The organism is Streptomyces albiflavescens, assembly GCF_014645835.1.
GTDB classification, from domain to species: domain Bacteria; phylum Actinomycetota; class Actinomycetes; order Streptomycetales; family Streptomycetaceae; genus Streptomyces; species Streptomyces albiflavescens.
On record NZ_BMMM01000029.1, the window covers coordinates 13569 to 32880 of the forward strand.

At 67.9% G+C, this 19312-nt stretch carries 17 protein-coding genes and 2 pseudogenes; 4 read left to right on the forward strand and 15 right to left on the reverse strand.

The annotated features are described in order from the left end of the window. Positions 1 to 32 precede the first annotated feature (32 nt). The 7 genes from IEY95_RS45360 to IEY95_RS50925 form a co-directional block, all read right to left on the reverse strand. A complete protein-coding gene (locus IEY95_RS45360) occupies positions 33 to 2273 on the reverse strand; it encodes a glycosyl hydrolase family 65 domain-containing protein (protein WP_189192176.1) in 2241 nt (746 codons plus the stop codon). After that, entirely contained in the window at positions 2273 to 3157 is an 885-nt protein-coding gene (locus IEY95_RS45365; protein ID WP_189192177.1) for a carbohydrate ABC transporter permease, read from the reverse strand. Before IEY95_RS45365 ends, IEY95_RS45360 begins: the two co-directional genes overlap by 1 nt. Continuing rightward, on the reverse strand, positions 3154 to 4107 hold the full coding sequence (locus IEY95_RS45370; RefSeq protein ID WP_189192178.1) for a carbohydrate ABC transporter permease: 954 nt from the start codon (positions 4105 to 4107) through the stop codon (positions 3154 to 3156). Before IEY95_RS45370 ends, IEY95_RS45365 begins: the two co-directional genes overlap by 4 nt. Positions 4108 to 4120: 13 nt before the next feature. Continuing rightward, the gene (locus IEY95_RS45375; protein ID WP_229703806.1) at positions 4121 to 5533 is read right to left on the reverse strand and encodes an ABC transporter substrate-binding protein; all 1413 of its coding nucleotides are present in this window, start codon (positions 5531 to 5533) and stop codon (positions 4121 to 4123) included. 467 nt (positions 5534 to 6000) lie between these two features. Continuing rightward, positions 6001 to 6645 (reverse strand): class I SAM-dependent DNA methyltransferase, encoded by a 645-nt coding sequence (locus IEY95_RS45380; protein WP_189192242.1) that lies wholly within the window; start codon positions 6643 to 6645, stop codon positions 6001 to 6003. Positions 6646 to 6903: 258 nt separating this feature from the next. Then, complete coding sequence (locus tag IEY95_RS45385) at positions 6904 to 7998, reverse strand: hypothetical protein (protein WP_229703807.1); 1095 nt, start codon at positions 7996 to 7998, stop codon at positions 6904 to 6906. Positions 7999 to 8027: 29 nt separating this feature from the next. After that, positions 8028 to 8264, reverse strand: coding sequence for a helix-turn-helix domain-containing protein (locus IEY95_RS50925; RefSeq protein ID WP_373294678.1), 237 nt, complete (start codon positions 8262 to 8264; stop codon positions 8028 to 8030). A gap of 731 nt (positions 8265 to 8995) precedes the next feature. On the opposite strand from IEY95_RS50925, the gene IEY95_RS45395 reads away from it, so the two are divergent. Both IEY95_RS45395 and IEY95_RS51130 read left to right on the forward strand, forming a co-directional pair. Then, positions 8996 to 10549 carry a serine/threonine-protein kinase gene (locus IEY95_RS45395; protein WP_229703808.1) on the forward strand — a complete coding sequence of 518 codons (1554 nt, stop codon included), beginning with the start codon at positions 8996 to 8998 and terminating at the stop codon, positions 10547 to 10549. Positions 10550 to 10616: 67 nt separating this feature from the next. Continuing rightward, positions 10617 to 10851: pseudogene (locus IEY95_RS51130) on the forward strand (helix-turn-helix domain-containing protein); the annotation flags it as partial. 237 nt (positions 10852 to 11088) lie between these two features. Here IEY95_RS51130 and IEY95_RS45410 read toward each other — a convergent pair. From IEY95_RS45410 to IEY95_RS45420, 3 genes and pseudogenes are all read right to left on the reverse strand, one after another. Further along, complete coding sequence (locus tag IEY95_RS45410) at positions 11089 to 11421, reverse strand: hypothetical protein (protein WP_189192181.1); 333 nt, start codon at positions 11419 to 11421, stop codon at positions 11089 to 11091. A gap of 304 nt (positions 11422 to 11725) precedes the next feature. Then, a pseudogene (locus IEY95_RS45415) lies at positions 11726 to 12297 on the reverse strand (transposase). Positions 12298 to 12581: 284 nt separating this feature from the next. Next, positions 12582 to 12797: a hypothetical protein gene (locus IEY95_RS45420; RefSeq protein WP_189192182.1), complete on the reverse strand. Its 216-nt coding sequence runs from the start codon at positions 12795 to 12797 to the stop codon at positions 12582 to 12584. 109 nt (positions 12798 to 12906) lie between these two features. On the opposite strand from IEY95_RS45420, the gene IEY95_RS45425 reads away from it, so the two are divergent. Both IEY95_RS45425 and IEY95_RS45430 read left to right on the forward strand, forming a co-directional pair. Next, entirely contained in the window at positions 12907 to 13236 is a 330-nt protein-coding gene (locus IEY95_RS45425; protein WP_189192246.1) for a hypothetical protein, read from the forward strand. Positions 13237 to 13357: 121 nt separating this feature from the next. Further along, a complete protein-coding gene (locus IEY95_RS45430) occupies positions 13358 to 15370 on the forward strand; it encodes a spermidine synthase (protein WP_189192183.1) in 2013 nt (670 codons plus the stop codon). Positions 15371 to 15732: 362 nt separating this feature from the next. Here IEY95_RS45430 and IEY95_RS45435 read toward each other — a convergent pair whose 3' ends face one another. From IEY95_RS45435 to IEY95_RS45455, 5 genes are all read right to left on the reverse strand, one after another. Continuing rightward, positions 15733 to 16803 carry a hypothetical protein gene (locus tag IEY95_RS45435; protein ID WP_189192184.1) on the reverse strand — a complete coding sequence of 357 codons (1071 nt, stop codon included), beginning with the start codon at positions 16801 to 16803 and terminating at the stop codon, positions 15733 to 15735. Continuing rightward, the gene (locus IEY95_RS45440; RefSeq protein WP_189192185.1) at positions 16800 to 17354 is read right to left on the reverse strand and encodes an RNA polymerase sigma factor; all 555 of its coding nucleotides are present in this window, start codon (positions 17352 to 17354) and stop codon (positions 16800 to 16802) included. The genes IEY95_RS45435 and IEY95_RS45440 overlap by 4 nt, the downstream gene beginning before the upstream one ends. Further along, positions 17351 to 17602: a hypothetical protein gene (locus tag IEY95_RS45445; RefSeq protein WP_189192186.1), complete on the reverse strand. Its 252-nt coding sequence runs from the start codon at positions 17600 to 17602 to the stop codon at positions 17351 to 17353. The genes IEY95_RS45440 and IEY95_RS45445 overlap by 4 nt, the downstream gene beginning before the upstream one ends. 232 nt (positions 17603 to 17834) lie before the next feature. Beyond that, on the reverse strand, positions 17835 to 18464 hold the full coding sequence (locus IEY95_RS45450; protein WP_189192187.1) for a hypothetical protein: 630 nt from the start codon (positions 18462 to 18464) through the stop codon (positions 17835 to 17837). A 242-nt stretch (positions 18465 to 18706) separates the two neighbouring features. Then, entirely contained in the window at positions 18707 to 19279 is a 573-nt protein-coding gene (locus IEY95_RS45455; RefSeq protein ID WP_189192188.1) for a transcriptional regulator, read from the reverse strand. Positions 19280 to 19312: the final 33 nt, after the last annotated feature.

Consider the following 19312-nt stretch of genomic DNA (forward strand, 5'->3'; position numbering starts at 1 on the left):
CCTCTGCCCCTGCCCCTGCCCCTGCCCAACGGTTACTGGTCTGCCACTGGTGTGCGCGTAGCGAGCCTGACTTCTCCCCCGGCTGGGACGTGATGGAGCTGTCCCGCGGCCTCCACCGGGAGCGCTTGGCCCGCGTGCAGCCGTACCGTCGTGCCGTCGTGCCGGATGTCGATGTCGAAGACACGGCTCCTCCAGCGCAGCCGCCGCAGAGTGATGCCGTCCAGCGGGTCGGGCAGGATCGGTGCGAGGACGACCCGGTCCGCGCGCCAGCGCAGTCCCGAGTAGCCGTAAAGGAACTCCTGCAGGAAGCCGCCGTGACCGGTGAGGAAGGTGAAGGCTCCCCCGGTCCGGGTCTCGGCGAACTGCTCGAAGGGCGGCCGGAGGAAGGGCTCGACGCTGCGCCGGGTATGTTCGAACGCCGCCTTGGCGTCGCCGAGTTCGGCGTAGACGATGGAGTGCACCGAGTCGGTCATCGAGGGGCCGTCCTCGTGCGTACGGGGCACGTAGTACTCGAGGTCGGCCCGCGAGACCTCCGCGGGCTGCGGGTTCTCCCACGGGTAGGCGAGCATCACCACGTCGGCCTGTTTGATCCGTTGGCCTTCGTATCCGGTGAACTCCGGGTGGATGCCCTGGGCTTGATCGAACGGGATGACAAGCCGGTCCGCGACGTCCGTCCAGCGCGGATCGGCCGGCTGCCCCAATGTCTCTGCGGCCCGGGCAGCGAAGCGGAGGGCGGCCCGGGCAGCGACGTTGGTGTAGACGGAGTCGTCGTGCGGCCCTTCCGCGTACTCGTCCGGCGGAATCACCCCGTTGATGTGACAGCGGCCCTCGGCGTCGGCGGTGACCCGGCTCGTCCAGAAGTCCGCGACCGCGCTCAGCACGGGCAGTCCCGACGTACGCAGCCACCGCTCGTCGCCGGTGACCAGCCAGTGCTGCCAGAAGGCCAGCGCGACATCCGAGCTGACGTGTTGTTCGAGACGGCCGCACGGAGCCCATGCCGGTGTGTCCTCGTCGCCGGTGAGACCGCTCTCCCAGGGGAAGCGGACGCCCCGGTATCCGCCGTCGGCGGCGTAGGCGCGGGCCGCGTCGAGCCGCCGGAGCCGGTAGTCGAGGACGCTCTCGGCGATCTGCGGGTGCTGGGCCAGGAGGCTCGGCAGGATCCAGGTTTCGGTGTCCCAGAAGACATGGCCGTTGTAACTGTCACTGGAGAGCCCGGCGGGTGAGGGCGACCACGGCGAGTCCTCGCGCACGCTGGTCAGGAGGTAGAACTTCGAGGCCCGCACCTGGCGTTGCAGGCGGGCGTCGCCGCGGACGACGATGTCGCCCTCCCATTCCCGCGCCCAGGCCCGGCGGTTGTCGTCGGCGAGCCGGCCGTATCCCGCACGAGCGGCCGCGTCGGCGTGGGCTCGGGCGGCGGCGGGCGGGTCGTCGGCGTCGTGCGAGGTCACGACGGACACGTATTTGGTGAAGCTGTAGGGGTGGCCCGGCAGCGCTCGTACCGTGACCGTCCGCGCCGCCGTCTCCTCCCCCCATGGACGCGGCGGCCCGGCACCCGCGGCGTCGAGAACGGAGACGACCGCGGCCACGATGCCACTTCCCTCGGCCTCCGTCACGGTCCAGATCCGTCCCTCGCCCGCTCCCTGCCGGGCAGGTGTTGTGTGGGAAGCCGCCCGGTCCTCGAGGGTGTCGGTGACGACGAGTGTCCCCTCCCAGTGCGGGGTGACCCTCACGGTCACGGCGGCCACGTGAGGCCTGGACCGGTCGGTGAGCACTTGGTAGCGCACATCCGTGACCCGGCCCGCCGGCGAGGTCCAGCGGGCCTCCGTGGTGATCACTCCGGTGCGCAGGTCGAGGGACTGCCGGTACCGCTCGATGCCGCGAGCAACTCCGGCTTCCGGGCGTGTCACCGCTGCCCAGTCACCTCCGACAAGTTCCTCCGCCGTTGCGCGTACGGAGCTGAACGCGTCGTTGAACGAGCCGCTGCCGTCGCTCACGTCGAGCGTCGTCCAGGCGGGCAGGGACGCCTTGCGGGACCATCCGCCGTCGCGGCCGGTGTAGAAGCCGGCGACATGGAACTGGGTGCGCACGGGGGCCTCGGCGAAGCCGTTGCCGGCCGCCGGCACACGCGCGGCCAGCCGGCCGTTGCCGGTGAAGGCGGGGTGGTAGTCGGTCAGCGGATCGTCGGTGCTCAGCACCCACTCGTCAAAGGCGGCGGGCACCCCGCCGGCCGGGGCGCTTACTCGGGCCGGCTCTCCCGCCGTGTGAGCGTCCACTATTTCAGTCCTCCTGCCGTGAGACCGTCCACGATCCGCCGCTGGAAGAACAACACGGCGACGACGAGCGGCAGGGTCACCACGACGCCGGCCGCCATCTGTGTGCCGAACGGCTGGTCGTACTTGTACTGGCCGGTGAAGAGCGACACGATCACGTTCGCGGTCATCATGTGACGGTCATTCACCACACTGACCGCGATGAGGAATTCGTTCCAGGCGCAGATGAAGACGAGGATCGCCGTGGTGAAGACGCCCGGTGCGGCGAGCGGGAGCACGACCTTGCGGAACGCCTGCGCGGGTGTGCACCCGTCGACCTGCGCGGCCTTCTCCAGCTCCGCGGGCATCTGGCGGAAGAACGCGGTGAGGTTCCAGACGGCCAGCGGCAGGGCGAAGCTCATGCTCGGGACGATCATCGCCTGGTAGGTGTTGATCCAGCCCGCGTCCGTGAAGAGTTCGAGCAGCGGCACCACCAGGATGATCGGCGGGAACATCGAGGCCGCGATGATCAGCGTCAGGATCAGTGTCTTGCCGCGGAACTGCAGCCGCGCCAGCGCGTATCCGGCGAAGATGGCGACGACCAGCGTGACGGCGGTGCTGACTCCGGCCACGACAAGGCTGTTGACCAGGGCCCGGCCGAATCCGTTGCGCGCGTCGAAGGCCGCGGAGTAGTTGTCGAAGGAGACCGGTGCGGGCAGCGGCGCGTTGGAGAACTGGTCGGCCGGTCTGCGCAGGCTGGAGACGACCATCCAGTAGAAGGGCGCGAGGCAGTAGGCCACAACCGCCGCGATGCCCAGGCGGCGGGCCCAGGCCGTGCCGCGCCCGGCACGCTTCGTGCCACGCCGTACGGGCGCGACCCGCCGAAGCCTGAAGATCGTCGTACTCATGTCTCGCTCCCGGTGCCCCGGCCGATCAGATCGGCTCCGAACAGCTTCACGAACGCGAGGGCGACCACGGCGACGTACAGGAACAGGACGGTCGCGTACGCGGCGGCGGTGCCGAAGCGCAGATTGGTCATCTCGTCAAAGGCGATCATCGAGAGCGTTTCGACCGAATCCTTTCGCGGCCCCACCAGGACGTACGGCAGGTCGAACATGCGCAGGACGTCCAGGAGGCGGAAGAGGACAGCGACCACGAGGGCCGGGCGGACCAGGGGCAGGGTGATCCGCCAGAAGACGCGCCATACAGAGGCGCCGTCGACGCGGGCAGCCTCGTACAGCTCGCCGGGGATGATCTGCAGTCCGGCGAGGACGAGCAGCCCGATGAACGGCGCGGTCTTCCAGGTGTCGGCGATGACCACGGAGAGCCAGGCCTGGAACCCGTCGCTGCTCCACAGCACTTGGGTGCCGAGAATCTCGTTGGCGACCCCTTGGCTGTTGAAGATCCACTTCCAGAGCATGCCGGAGATCGCGGTGGGGATGGCCCACGGCACGAGGACCGCGGCGCGGACAAGGGCCCGGCCCCGGAAGGCCCGGTGCATCACCAGGGCCATGGAGACACCGATCAGGACCTCGAGGGTGACCGAGGCCAGAGCGAACGACGTGGTGTTCCACCAGGGCCGCAGCAGCCGGTCGTCGGAGAAGACGGACGTGTAGTTCTCGGCGCCGTAGGAGGTGGCGGTCACCTTGAAACCGGTGTGCGGGTCGATGGACTCGCTGGACACCTGGAAGGACAGCCGCAGGGCCGCCACCACGGGGTATCCGATGACCAGGACGAGGACCAGCAACGTCGGTGAGAGCAGGGCCGCGGCCAGACCGGCCGTCCCGGCCCGGCGCGATGAGCGCGCGGGCCGGGACGCCGCCGTCTTGCGCACCGGCGTCGGCGTCGTGACGGACACGTGGGCGGCCCGTCTACTTCGCAGCGATGGCGGCGGAGAGGTTCTTCTGCATATCGGCCAGGGCCGCGTCGACCGACTTGGAGCCGCTCAGCGCGGCCGCGGCACTCTCCTGGATGGCGGCCGTGGCATCGCCGTAGTGCACGACCACGGGCCGGGGCGTCGCTGTGTCCAGCGACTCCTTGAGTGTGGCCAGGTACGGAAACTGCTTGCGCAGCGCCGGGTCGTCATAGAGGCCGGTGTAGGGCGGGGCCGCGGAGGTGACCTTGAGGTTGGTCCTGGCGTTGGCCTCACTGGAGAAGAATTTGATGAAGTCCAGCGCGGTCGCCTTGTTCTTGGCGAACTTGCTGATGGCCAGGTCGAGTCCGCCGAGACTGGACTTGCCGGGGCCGTCGAGGCCGGGCAGCGCGGCGACGCCGAACTTCCCCGCCACCTTGCTCGACCCGTCCTTGGCATTGGCGAGAGCCCACTGGTAGGGCCACTGCCGGTGGAAGAGGAGCTTGCCCGCCTGGAAGGCTCGGCGGCCGTCCTCCTCCTTGTAGGTGGAGGCCTGCTGGGCAATGGTGCCGTCCTTGAACCCGTCGGCGAGGAACCGCAGGCCCTTCTTCGCGGCCTCGGTGTCGACGGTGGCCTTGCCCTTGTCGTCGACGACGCTGCCACCGGCGGAGGCCACGGCCTCGGCGAAGTTGACGGTCAGCCCCTCGTACTTGTCGAACTGCCCGGCGTAGCAGTCGACGCCCTTGCCCTCCGGGAGCTTTTGCACCTTCACGCAGTCCTGCTTCAACTCATCCCAGGTGGTGGGCGGTTGGGCACCGATCCGGTCGAGAAGGTCCTTGCGGTAGAAGAGCAGACCCGCATTGGTGTTGAAGGGGACGGCGTACTGCTTGCCGAAGTACTCGCCGGTCTTCACGACGGCCGGGATCATCCTGTCGAGCGGGAACTCCTTGGCGGGGAGCTCGTCGATCCACTGGTTGGCCGCGAACTCGGCGACCCAGATCGGGTCGAGGTTGAGCACGCTGTAAGTACCGGACTTGGTCTGAGCGTTCTGGATGAACTGCTGGCGCTGCTGATCGGCGCTCTCCGGGAGCTCGACGAGAGTGACCTTCTGATCGGGATGCTGCTTGTTCCAGCGATCGAGCTGGCCCTGCAGGGTGCCCGTGGTGTCCTTACCGGTGGCCAAGGTGATCGGGCCGCGGTCCTGGGACTTCTCCGGCCCTTTGGAGTCCGTGCCGGAGGAGTCCGAGCCACCGCATCCACTGAGCGCCGAGGCGCACATCACCGCCGCCACCACCGCAGCCGCCCGCCGCACCGGCTTCGCGCCCGGGGGCTTCGGCCGGCCCTGTCCCGCACCGACGGTTATCCGCGAAGAACTCACGGTGTCCTCCTCGTTGTTCACCGGCAGATGCAGACGCTGCGTCGACCGGCTCATGGCAGCGGCCCTGCCAACGGCTGAATTTGATCGTTCAAGATGCCTTCGATGCGTCCTCCCGTCAACCCCTCCGACAGCGACTGCGCTCTTCCTCTACCAGCCGCTCTCACCAGGGAGTTGGGGTCGCAACTGGAGCTCGATGACTGTCTCTGGGTGGAGAAGTTTGATCGTTCATATCCGGGAGGGCGACCGTACGGCTCCCGACCGGGAGGGCGGGGCGGCTCACGTCGCGTTCGCTCTCACTCTGTGCAGCGAACGCCACCGTCTGAGGGCGAATGTCACTGTCCGGTCTCAAATGATCTGGTTCCGAGTCGGGTCGCTGACCTGCGGCGACCAGTTCAGTTGAGACGTGGGGAAGCCAGGAATCTCAAGTGATGTGGTCCCGGGCGAGCGGATGCCGGAGGCTGTCTCAGTTGATGTGGTCCGACTTCGCTGTGCCGTCGGCCGCAACCGGACCGCTGGCGTGGCTAGGACTGACGGCGTGCGAAGAGGACCGCACCTGGAACGCTCTCGTCGGGGTCGATCAGCATTTGGGCCTCGACGGTGAACCCGGCATCGCGTAGCCAGGCCGCCACTTGGTCAGGCTGGCGGCGGTGAACGTGGACGTTCATCGGGTGGCCGCCGTAGCCCTGCGTCTTCAGCCTCGACCCGTCGCCGACGTGAAAGCCGAGCAGCAGCGGTCCGCCGGGACGCAACACGCGCCGGAAGTGGCCGAAGATCGTGGGCACTGCTTCGTCGGGGACGTGAATCAACGACCAAAATGCGAGCAGGCCGACGACTGAAGCATCGGCGAGGTCGAGGTCGGTCATCGAGCCCACCTCGAACCGCAGGCGGGGGTGGTCACGCCGAGCCACGTCGATCATCACGGATGAAAGGTCGATGCCGAAAGCGTCCACACCCAGCTCGTGCAGGTGAGCGGTGACGTGTCCAGGTCCGCAGCCCACGTCCGCCACCGGCCCACCGCCAGCGGCGTGCACCACGTCGGCGAACAGCGCCAGAGCCGCCCGAAGATACGGCGCCCCGGCCAGAGCCTCGCGTAGTTGGTCGGCATAGCTGACCGCGACCGTGTCGTAGGAGGTCCGGGTGTCTGCCAACCAGCAGTCCGCGTTCATGGCTCGACAGAGTAGTGCAGCGATCAGGATGACGAACCAGATCAACTGAGATCAACGACGCATCAGACCAGGTCACTTGAGACGGAGACCAGATCCTTCAAGACGGGACAGTCACGCGTGATCGTCCTGCGCCGGCGAAGCCTGATCATTGCCACCGAAGGTTGATGAGTGCCACCGAATACTGAGTGGCACGAAGGGCTGGTGCGCCGGGGTGGCGGTTGGGGAGCTCGCGGATGCGTACACGCACCCGTTCCGCCGCTATCCGCGCTGCCCGTAGCGCCGCCACTCGCGTCCGCCGTCGCGAGAGACCCATAGCCCTTCACCCTTCACCAGGTTGTACGTCGCCGTCGTCGCGTCCGCGATGCCGTAGAGCGTCGTTCCGTCGACGGTGAACGACGTGAATTTCGCCGGCGTCTTCAGCTCGTGGAAGGCGCTGTTGGTGCGGTCGTCGGCGAGCCAGTAGCGGCCGCCTTCCTCGCCGACGAGCAGCCGCCCGTCCGCAAGCAGCTCCAAAACCAGCGACTCCGGGCCATGCTTCAGCTCCCTCCAGGGAATGCCGCCGGCGAGAACGGTCCGCCAGTGCCCGCCGCCGTCCGTCGTCACCAACAGGCCGCGCACGCCCTCGCCCTGAGTGAGGGACAGCGCCGCGGTGCCACCTCGGGCGGCGAGGATACCCCCCGCGTACGGCTTCGGGACCGCCGTGGAGCCAACGCTGCGACCGTCGCGCTGCCATACGACGCGGTTGGGGTCTTCGGTCAGGGGCTGGTCCAGGCTCCAGGCCGTGCCCCGCTCGTCGACGGCGAGGCGGATGGCGTCGCCCGGCACTCCGGCCGGGGGCGCCACGGTGCGCGTGGCGGGGCGGTAGATGAGGGTGGGCTCCAGTTCGGCGAGCAGGATGTCGCCGGGGCGGGTGCGCAACGGGGTGTCGGTGATGATGACCTTGTGCTGCTTGCCGCGTACGTCGAGGGCGTACGCTCCCTCGGCCCCCTCACCCGGCGGCACCCGCACGAAGCCCCCGCGCACCCCCTTGAACGCGGCCGGCGCCGCCTCCGCGTCCGCGTGTTCCGCGTGCTCGGCGACCGTACGGCCGTCGGGGCCGACGATGCGCCAGGCGGTGGCGGCCGGCCCCTCGTCGTCCTCGACGTTGCTGGCGTCGTACGTCAGGAGCAGCGAGCCGTCGTCCGCGCGGACCACGCCGGTGGGTGCGCCGGCCGCCTCGATGACGTCGGCGGGGCGCGGGTGAGGGTCTTCGATGACGCGCTTGTACTTCGCCTCGCGATCCCCGGAGTCCCCGTCGTCAAAGCCGCCCGGGCCGCAGGCGGTCAGCGCCAGCGCCGCACTCGCCGCGGCCACGAGCCCGACCGTCCGCCTCCCGCGTTTCCTCAGCCATGCCATTGCCACATCCTCACTTGACATCCTCCCCCTCCTAAAAAAGGAGGGGGATTCCCGCCTGCCTGCCTGCCTGTGGTAACCGGCTGGGGCTTCGGGTGGGTTCCCCGTTCAACGGGCCGTGCCTGGAGTGGAAAGTTGTACACCACCCGGGCGCAGCCGAACGTACGGGCCAGCGCGGTGCGCTGACCCGGCGTCGGCTCGATCCGGAAGGAGTACCGCAGATGCATACGATCAACGTACCGGCCGCCACTGACAACGCCGTTCCGCCCTGGCGGCGCAACGGCTTTCCCTGCCCTGCTCCACAGGAGCTTCGTTTCCTCCCCCGGCTGAAGCCAGGGGTATCCACGAAGGAGACCCGATGAAGGCTCAGGAACAATCTTCAGACCGGTGCCGATGGCCTGTGGCTCCTTGCTCTCCTTCACGCCCCCGACGCCCGGCCGACCGGAACACCACTGGCCAAGACCAGGACCTCTCCCTTCGCCCGACTCGCCCCCGTACAGCAGCCGAATTCGCCAACCGTGTCCTTCGCGGGACACGATCCCACCACGTGCGGCGACTGCGGACACGGGAAGGTGCGGTGCGCGAAGGCGGACGAGCTGTGGGGCGCGTACCAGGCTGCGCGGTCATGGACACCCGCTCGCCGCTGCACCCCGTGAGCTCCGGGGGCGGGCGGGACCAGGCCCCCGGACGGCCAGCCGTCTGCGCCTTGTTGTGTGTCCGTCGACTCAACCCGGACGCGGTGTTCTCTCCCCCAGAGAGCAGACTCGCAGACTCCCAGCGCAGAGACCTACTCCACCGACACGGGTGTCCCTCTTGCCGATAATCGAACATATGCCCTACTGAGTGATGACGCGAATCAACGGGAGGGTTGCCACGCTTTGACTGATATGCGATATGTGGAGGGAGGCCTTTTGCCGCTCGCCGAAGACCCTGCTGGCCCGTCCCGGAAGAGGGAGCCATGACAGGAGCGAACGAGGCGGCCGGGCGCGTGATCACCGGGCGCTACCGGCTCCTGCGTCGTCTCGGCGCCGGCGGTCAGGGGCGGGTGTGGCTGGCGTACGACCAGGAACTGGCGTGCGAGGTCGCGCTCAAGGAGATCATCCTGCCGCCGGACGTCCCAGAACGCGATGTGGGCACCCGGATCGCGAGGGCCCGCTGCGAAGCGCGGCACGCTGCCCGGCTGCGCAACCACCCCCATGTCGTCACCGTGCACGACATCGTGGAGGACGACGGCCTGCCGTGGATCGTCATGGACTTCATCCCCGGCGCCATGGACCTGGAGGCGGTGGTGCACGAGTGGGGGCCGCTGCCGCCCGCCGATGTCGCCTGGATCGGGCTGGCGGTGCTCGACGCCTTGCTGGAGGGCCACCGGGTCGGCGTCCTGCACCGGGATGTCAAACCGGCCAACATCCTGCTGACCGACCCCGGCCCGCAGCGCTCCTACCCTGCGGAGGGCGGCCAGGTGCTGCTGACCGACTACGGCATCGCGCTGGAGCCGGGCTCCGGAGAGGCCCGTCTGACCGCCTCCTTGGAGATCGTCGGGACCGTGCGTTACATGGCCCCGGAACGAGCCCGCAGCGGGGCACTGACCCCGGCCGCCGACCTGTTCTCACTCGGCGCCACCCTGTATTTCGCGCTCGAGGGGGCCGGCCCCTTCGACCGCGACTCCGCTCTCGGCACGCTGAGCGCCCTGCAGTTCGAGCCCCCCACCCCGCCGCGCCGGGCAGCGGAGCTGACCCCGGTCCTCCTCGGGCTGCTGGCCAAGGACCCCGCGGAGAGAATGGACGGCGACGCGGCCGCCCAGCGGCTCGCCTCCATCGCCGTCCAGCCCCATCCGTCCCCTTTGCCGCAACCGGCTTCCTCACCGGGGGTGCCGTCGCCCGGGCGGCCCCCCGCCTCGAAGCCGCCGCGCCCCCGGGAATCGGCCCCGCCGACCGAGCTCATGGGGCCGGCCGAGCCGGCGGAACCGGCCGGCCCGCCCCGGGGACCGCTGCCGCGCGAAGGTGACGAGGCTCCGCTCCGGCCCCGCCGGCAGCGCCCCAGACACCACCGGGCCAGGCTCATCGCAGGGGTGGTGGCGGTGGCGCTGGCCGCGGTAGGAGGCGGTATCTACCTGACACAGACCCCCTCCTCCCATCCTGAACTGGCCTCGATCCAGGTGGGCAACTCCCCGGCGGGGGTGGCGGTGTCCCCGGACGGACGCCGGGTCTACGTGACCAACTTCAGCTCGGACTCGGTGTCGGTGATCGACCCCGCGACGAACCGCACCGTCGGCAGCCCCATCCCCGTCGAGAAGCGGCCGACGGGGGTGGTGGTGTCCCCGGACGGACAGCAGGTCTACGTGGCCAACGGGAAATCGGATTCGGTGTCGGAGATCGACCTCGCGACGAAACACATCGCAGACGGCATCCCCGTCGGCAACTCCCCGGAGGGGGTGGCGGTGTCCCCGGCTGAGCGCCAGGTCTACGTGACCAACAAGGGCTCGGATTCGGTGTCGGTGATCACCTTCTAGTAGATCTTTAGCGGTGTGGGTTACGTCGGGTCGTGACGGGTGTCGCGGGCCGTGCTGTGCCGGGAGGGTGAGGTACCCCGATGGCGGTGGACTGACGGCCGGAAAACGGGCTCGGCGTGCGCAAGTCCGGCTCGCGGCCGCTGACTTGATCGAAGCCGGGGCCAGTGACCGGGAGGTGGCCCGACGGTTCAGGGTGACCCGGATGTCGGCGAACCGTTGGCTTCGGGCGTTGGCGGCGGGCGTTGGCTTCGGGCGGGCGGCAGGCCCTGGCGTCCAAGGGTCCCGGCGGTGCCCGCTGCAAGGGCTTCACCGAGACCGACTGCGCCCGCCTGCTGGATGCCGCGCACCAGCAGCTCGGCGGCCCCGTCGTTCTGGTGCGGGACAACCTGAACATGCATGTCAGCCGCACCATGCACGAGCTGATCGCTGGACCTAGGCGGTCCGCCGAGCGTTGGGCGGTGTTCGGTCGCGCTACGGCTCGCTCTTCGGCCGGTCGCGGCCGGCACCACCCACGCCTCGGAAGAATTGGGAATCCTTGATCAGTCTTCCTCGAATGGACGCACCCTATAGAAGAGCACGTAGAGGGCATCATCCTGATTGAATTCCTGTTGACGGAGCCCCTGATTCATCTCCGACTCAGAGATCACGATTTCGCCGAGGAAGTCATCCTCATCGATGTCATCTTCGTCAAAGAGGGACACAAACGCCTCGCCGTCAAGGCGCTTGACGAGGTCAAGCTGCCACGTTCCTCCAGTCTCGACGTCCTGGATACCTGCCAGATGGGCACCGTTGTAATGCAGGTACAGCTCGTCTGCTCCGTTATCCTCTGTTTCCAGGCACTGGAGCCGCACAAACTTCACTTCTGCCGCCATTGGATTACCTCCGAATAATTTCCCCTCTGTTCGCTTATTGGCGATCAGAGGTTGCCTTGGGAGTAATGCACTCCCCTTTGTTTCGTGAATCACGCAGCCAGGACCTTCCGGACGTGGAGCCCGGCTTCCTGATGGCGTGAACCCGTGCTTCAAGTAAGCCCTGATCCAGCACCCTCGTCATGCCACTGAGTCTCGGAACTTGACAGACGGGCGTTGAGTGATTGTGCGGACGGTAAAGATTCGCTGTGCGTCTGACCGCACTCCATCTGCCGATGGGCAGCACTAAGATCTTTAACGGCTGGGGTTACGGCGGTTGGAGGTCGAGTCCGGTCTTGGCGATGAGGCCCTGGATGAGTCGGGGGCGGTACTGCATCCGTTTCAGCCGTGTCTTCACCCATGCGGTGAGCCGGTCGAGGCTGTGTTTGGTGAGGTTGGCCGGCGACCGCTTCAGGTGCGGCCACACGCCCTCGACGGGGTTGAGTTCGGGAGCGTACGGCGGCAACTGGTAGACGGTCAGCCATAATCGGCGGCGATCAGCTCGTGCATGGTGCGGTTGGCGTGCGTGTTCAGGTTGTCCCGCACCAGAACGACGGGGCCGCCGGGCTGCTGGTGCGCGGCATCCAGCAGGCGGGCGCAGTCGGTCTCGGTGAAGCCCTTGCAGCGGGCACCGCCGGGGCCCTTGGACGCCAGGGCCTGCCGCCCGCCCGAAGCCAACGCCCGCCGCCAACGGTTCGCCGACATCCGGGTCACCCTGAACCGTCGGGCCACCTCCCGGTCACTGGCCCCGGCTTCGATCAAGTCAGCGGCCGCGAGCCGGACTTGCGCACGCCGAGCCCGTTTTCCGGCCGTCAGTCCACCGCCATCGGGGTACCTCATCCTCCCGGCACAGCGCGGCCCGCGACACCCGTCACGACCCGACGTAACCCACACCGCTAAAGATCTCCAGAGGGCGTCCGCAGGTGAGGACCGCGCCCCGGCCGTGCAGCCACCCGGAGCAAAGGAGACCGTGCAACCGGTACCAGGCCGGCCCGTGCAACGGTTGCCCTCGGCGCATGTGCCATCAAAAAAGCCCTGAACAACACACGTAGTGACACCATGAACGCCATTGGTGACAATGCCGGCTTCGCTCAAGGCGCGGGGCCGGTGGAGGCTTCCTCGCTTCACGGCGGGGTGCAGCCCGCCGGATCCCAGATGCGGTTGCGGTTCTCGTCGTAGTGGTAACCCGTGCAGTCCCCGTGTGGCGCCGCTCTCGACGTCTCCCCCGTGGTCAGCGACACCGTCTCGGCACTCGCCACGCCCACCGTTGCGGCGAGCAGCGCCGCAGCGCACGACGCCCCGACGAGGTGTCGGATGTACTTTCGGGTGCTTATCGTCATGATCATCTCCTTTTGGTCGAATTGTCCATCTATGCACCAGCGTGGAAGCTGACCATGGCAGTGTCAAACAGCCATCAAGGACGTTCCGTCCTGAAGTCGCAGGTGGGACGTGAGCCGAGCCCGGCTGCCCGCCCGGTCGAACATGCGCACCACCGGCGGGCGAGGACATCCGCAGTCCGTGGCGCACAGCCGCGGACAAGGCCGGGCCGGCCGCTTCGACCACGGTCGGGACGTGATGACGGGCAGCCCGGTTGCGCTGACCACCTCGCGCGGATGCGGGAAGCAGCCGCAGACACCGGTCCGCCCGCTCGAGGTCACGTTTTTGCTGCACGCCGCCGAGCTGCTCGGCGGTGATCCCCAGGTCGACGACTACGGCCGCACCCGCGACTGTCCCGTCGAGCGCATGCTGCCCCAACGCCAAGATCACCCAGATTCTTGAGGGCACGCATCAGGTCCAGCGCATCGTGATGCCGCGCGACCTCACCCGACCAACCATCCGTGCCGCAAAACCGGCAAGGCATCTCGACTCTCCGTTGCCGAAGATGGCACCGTAAACACGCATGAACCTGGGCGAAACCAGACAAACCTACAGCTCGGTGCGCTGGAGGCTGATGCTGGCCAGCGCCACCATGCTCTTCGTCGAGCTGGCGCTGATCAGATGGGCGGGCGCCAACGTCGTCCACCTCAGTTACTTTTCGAACTTCATCCTGCTGGGGTCGTTCCTCGGGATCGGCCTCGGGTTCCTGATCCCCGCCGCGCGCGGGCAGTGGCTCAAACGCTGTGCACCGATCCCGCTCGCGCTCCTCGTCATCCTGGTACGCGAGTATCCGGTGCAGGTGCGTCAGAGCAGCAGCCAGGTCATCTACTTCACCTCCGTGAAGACCACCGGCCTCCCCGAGTGGGTCACGCTGCCGGCCATCTTCCTGCTGACCGCGGTGATCATGACTGCGATCGGCAAGATCACCGCCGATTTCTTCCGCCGGCTTCCCCCGCTTGATGCCTACCGCTACGACCTGCTCGGCAGCCTCACCGGCTCGGTGTCCTTCGCCCTGCTGTCCTGGCTCCGCGCCCCGTCGGTCGTGTGGGGCGTACTCGCCGCCGCGGCCCTGCTGGTCCTCGGCGGACGGCGCAACACCCTGCCGTACGGCATCCCCCTCACGGCGATGGTCGCTGCACTGTTCGTGGAGACGACGACGCCCGGCATCTCCTGGTCGCCCTACTACAAGATCCAGCTTTTCAATTCCACGATCTCCGTCAACGGCATCCCGCACCAGAGCATCGCGCCGCTTTCCGCGCTGTTGCAGCAGGACTCGCTCTACCGGCAGGCCTACGACCGGACGCCCGACAACCCGCACCAGCGCGTGCTGGTCATCGGGGCCGGTAACGGCAATGACGTCGCGGTCGCGCTGGCGTACGGAGCGGAGCGCGTGGACGCGGTCGAGATCGATCCCCGGCTGCAGCAGATCGGCGCACAGCTGCACCCCGCGAAGCCGTACGACGACCCCAGGGTGCACGTCCACATCAACGACGGACGGGCCTTCCTGGAGCGGACGAGCACCAAGTACGACCTCGTCGTCCTGGCGCTGCCGGACTCGCTGACGCTGGTGGCCGGCGCGAGCAATCTGCGCCTGGAGAGCTACCTGTTCACCCAGCAGGCGTTCGAGGCCGCCCGCGATCACCTCGCGCCGCACGGCGCGTTCGTCATGTACAACTACTATCGCAAGAGCTGGCTGGTCGACCGCTTCGCCGGCACCCTCGATGACATCTACGGCCACGCGCCCTGTATGACGACGTTCGGCCAGAACGCGGCCGTGCTGGTGGCCGGGATGACGACCGCCGACCAGTCCTGCGAGCAGATCTGGCAGCCCAGCGGCGCGGTCCCGGCGGCCGCGAGCGATGACCACCCCTTCCCGTACCTGCTCCACCGGAACATTCCCACCCTCTACCTGGGCGTGCTGGGCGCGATCCTGATGGTGACGCTCCTGTCGGTGCGCCTGACCGGGGTCCGGATCCGAAGCATGGTCCGCTACACCGACATGTTCCTGCTGGGCGCGGCCTTCATGCTGCTCGAAACGAAGAACGTGATCAACTTCGCGCTCTACTTCGGTACGACCTGGCTGGTCAACGCCCTCGTCTTCATCGGCGTCCTGCTCGCCGTTCTCGCGGGGGTCGAGGTCCGGCGCCGGCTACTGCGGGTCAATCAGCTGCTGCTGCAGCTGCTGCTCTTCGGCACCCTCGCGGTAGCCTGGCTGGTTCCGGCGCACGCCGTGCTCTCGCTGCCCTTCGCCGCACGGCTCACCGCCGCCATCGCCCTGGCCTTCGCCCCCATCTTCTGTGCCAACCTCATCTTCTCAGACCGCCTCGCGCTCGCCCCGGACCCGACATCCGCGTTCGGCGCGAATCTGCTGGGCGCACTGACCGGGGGCGCGCTCGAGTATCTGGCCCTGCTGACGGGCTATCAGGCGCTGCTGCTGGTCGTCGCCCTGCTGTACCTGGGGGCGTGCGTCGCCATGCGGTTCGCCGGGCGCGCAGCAACGCCGGTGCCGGACGATACGGCGGCCCTCAACAGCTGAGCCGGCTGCCGGTCGCCGAGCGGATCAGTGGCCGGGATGATGTCCTTCCCGCCGAGAGCTTCGTTCCGGCGGAATCGCAGGCCTCATCGACAGCATCGCCGAGGAGGGGCCGATGCCCAGCTCGCATGTGACGTAGGGCCTCAGCCACGGAGGCGGAAGCGGCCGCGGCACGCGGTGCTCGTCTCCCCCGGCACCTGCGCTGTACCGGGAGAAGTTCCGTCGGCGTCTGCCGGCGTCGCTGGAGGAGCTGCGCGGGCCGATCTCGAGGAGTTCGGCAACTCTGGTGCGCGCCGGGCCCGCCACGTGAGCGGCGGGCAATGTGCGTCGGGGGCCCTGCGATCGGTTCGCAGGACTCGCGGTCTCTATGCATTCCTTTCTGCAGGGTCACGTGTCCTGGCCTGGTCTGATCTCACAACCCAGACTCCTTGCTCGTGCGGAACGCTTTCGGAGCGGGCTTTGAGATGTTCCACGTCGATGCTGCCCGGCCACAGGGTGGTGTTCTCCGACCAGAGCACGCCGATGAGGTCGGTTCCTGCCAGGTTGGCCGTGCGGAGGTCGGCCTTGGTGAAATCGTCCAGGAACGCGCCCAGTGATGCGGCGTTGAACAAGAGCAGGTCTGCGCCGAGGAGCTGACCAATCGTTCGGCTTATCTCGCGGATGCAGACGCGGGTGAGGTCACTCGAGACGGCGCAGGCATGGTCTGCTGTATCTTCCCGCAGGCGCTCGCCTCTGCGGATTCCGTCCAGGACGAAGACGACGTCGCGGCCGCGTGCGTGAGCCCGGGTGAGGGCAGGATTGTTGTCCAGTTCGTCGGCCATGGTGAAGATCAGGACGAGGTCACGGGCGCGGTCTCGGGCAAGGTAGAGATCTTGCGGGTTATCGCGTGGGTGGGAGAGCCAGAGGTCGTCGTAGAGGTCGCGGGTGCGATCGAGGCAGGAGATCTGGTCAAGGGAGAGCTCGATGCTGCGGGGGCCGGCAGCAGTCATGTCCTGGGGGAGGCAGCGTGCCAGCTCGAGGACGATGTCGAGTGCGAGCGAGCGCACTCCCGACCAGGTACGGCGGGGATCAGCGGCCAGGGCGACAGCGCGGCTGAGAAGGCGGGTCGCCGTCGTGAGATCCGGGTGCCGGCGCAGCGCGATACGGCGTGCGGGGCTGACGGAACGGATGATCTTCTGCGTGGGGTCGGGGGCCTGGTGGCCGGCGTCTGTCCTCGTGAGGCGGGGGACGGGGGGCGAAGTGGGCGACAGGATTGCGGCGAGGCCTGCTTCTGTGTCAAGGACGGTGTCGAGGGCTTCTATGCAGGCGTCGTGGTGAGACTGCAAGAGGATCTCGTTCAGGCCTGCTTCCGTGTCGAGTGCGGCCTGCAGCGCTGCGTCAAGAGCGCGCTGGTGCCGGTCGGTCCAGTCGCCGGGGAAGGAGCGGTCATCGGTCACTGCTCCGCCTCCTCACAGGTGAGGCGGCGAGCGACGGCTCTGCGCGCTTTCTTCAGGTTGGATCTGACCGCGGTCGCGGTCATGCCGAGCTGCTCGGCGATCTCCTGGGGTGTGTAACCGTTGAACCTCCAGGCCAGTACCTGCCGTTGGCGGGGTGGCAGGTGCTGCAGTAGGGCGAGAACCTGGTGGTGGCTCTCCCATTCCTTGAGTGAGTCCGGGCTGGGGAGCAAGGAGGTGGGCTCGGGCAGGCGGTCGACGGGTTCCTCGCGGATGCTGGCGATTTTGCGGACCAGAGTGCGGGAGGCCACGGTGTGGGCCCAGGCTCGTGGCGTGTGTATGGTGCCCCAGTTCTGATATGCCTTGGCCATGGTGTCTTGAGCGATGTCGGCGGCGGTCGGAAGGCTGGCTCCCTGGTTGATCAGAAATCCGACGAGCTGCTGGATGTTGGCGCGGTAGAAGTCTGAGAACTCCGCATCTATCGCCAGGCGCACTGAGTCGAAGACATTGGCGGGGGCGGTGGCCGGTCCGTCCGGAGATTCGTGATCGTTCACGTGGCTGTGCCGCCTTCCTTCGCCGGATCGCGGCCTGCCTTCATCTGGAAACGCTGTCCGTCACTTTGTTGATCGTCAAGGACGATCTGGCTGCCGACGGCGAGGTGTTCCGCGATGCCCGAAAGGCAGACGAGCCGTGCTTGTTCCTGGCGCGACCGCCACCGCAATTGCAGCCACAGTCTCGTCAGCGCCGACACCTCTGCGGTGACGATCGAGCACACGGTGAGCACCGTCATGAGGTGGGTCATCGTCCTTCTCCCCTCCCGTGCCGACCAGTTGTCGGCTCCGTCTCATAAGAAAGAGCCCAACGACGCCGCCCGCGTGAACCCCTGCACGAGGGGATTTCGCACCGAGGGGACGGGCCGGGATCAGGGATGGCACAGGGCGGTGTCTCGCCGTCTCGCCCTGACGCGCCGGGGCGTGGCAATGAGAGCGTGTCGCGAGGACGAGGTCCCGGCGGGCTGACCAGGAGCGATGACCTCAGGTGAAGGGGGCCCCAAGGATGATGATGAGCAGAGCTGCGCCGGCCCCGGCGATCGGATACACGACTTCTGTCAGGAGCCGGGAGGTGAACCCCAGGGTGATTCCTTCTCGCACGGGAACGTTCAGCAGTGAGTGCCTCAGCTCGAAAGCCGGTTGTCCATCGATGAGGACGACGTACGACGTCTCCGTGGCCTTGCCGAACCGTCCCGGTCCGATGCGCAGCTCGTTTCCCGACACGACGGCGGCGGGCGTGTGCGACGTCGGGGGCTGCGAGCCAGAGCTCAGCAGTTCGAGGACGGGCACGCCGAAGGACGCCTGGATGGGGTGTGCGCTGTCGAAGTCGTTCGCACTCACATCGCGTCGGCCGTTGTTCCGAATGCGGACGCGCACAATCCGGGGATCGGTGAGCGGGACTCCGTTCCGCCGCAACTCCATCGTGCCGTCGAGGTGCTCATGGGGCTGGAGGAGACGCGTCTCCTCCATGGCGTATTGGATGCTGCGTTTGGGGTTCGCGGCCCGGAGGGTGGCCCACATGGTGCCGACGCCGATGACAACGGCAGCCACAACAGCCGCCGCAGCCCAGAAGATCGGGGACCGGTAGAACTCCTGCGAGGCGATGACGGACATGCCTGGATTGAAGCAGGATTCATGCGGGCGTCACCAGGCGGCCCCATATGCCGCCCGCGACCAGCTCGGGGACAACGCGAGCGCGGTACGCAGCGACGCGTCGTCGTTGCCCGACATCGATGCGCCGGCCGACCGCGTGAAAGCCGAATTCGGCACGGCCGATGCCCTGTTCGCCCATGTCTGCCGTCGACTGGCCACCGGCCGTGAGTTGAGGACACGGAATGTGAGGTCCTGCAACAAGCTCAGGCCGCGAACCCCACGTTGGTCACGTACTCGTACTGCCCCCACTGACTGCCCAGGTCCACGATCTTCTCCACCCAGGCGTCGTCCAGTGCCTGGGTGTCGTTGTCGGCCCAGGCCTGGATGACGCGATCCCAATGGCGCACGTTGAAGCTGCGGTACTCCACGATGCGCTGGCGTGGGCGCGGTACCTGGGACTGGTTCAGCGGGTGGATTTCGACGCGGGTGCCGCGGCCGTCCGCGTTGAGGCGGCCAAGGAGGTAGCGGGCGACGTTGTGGCGGCGCACCGTCTTGTAGGCGGCCTCGATGCGCTCGAGGTTCTTCCGGGAGGGGGCGCGTCTGCCCTCCAGCCAGGCCCTGAGGGTGCGGCCGGTGACGGTCAGGCCCGCCTCGCGGGCGGCGTTGAGGGCATGGTCGGTGCGGGTGAGGTAGTGCAGGCGGGCCAGCAGGCCGCGGCGCGCGGTGACGGGGGTGGCGATGTAGCCGGCGAGGGTGTCGAGTTGGCGGGCGACCGCCTCGTGGGCTTTGATGCCGCGAGCACCGTATGTACCGAAGTCGATGTTCCTCTCCGGCATTCGGTTTTCCTCTCGCGTGGTTGCCGTCTTCTG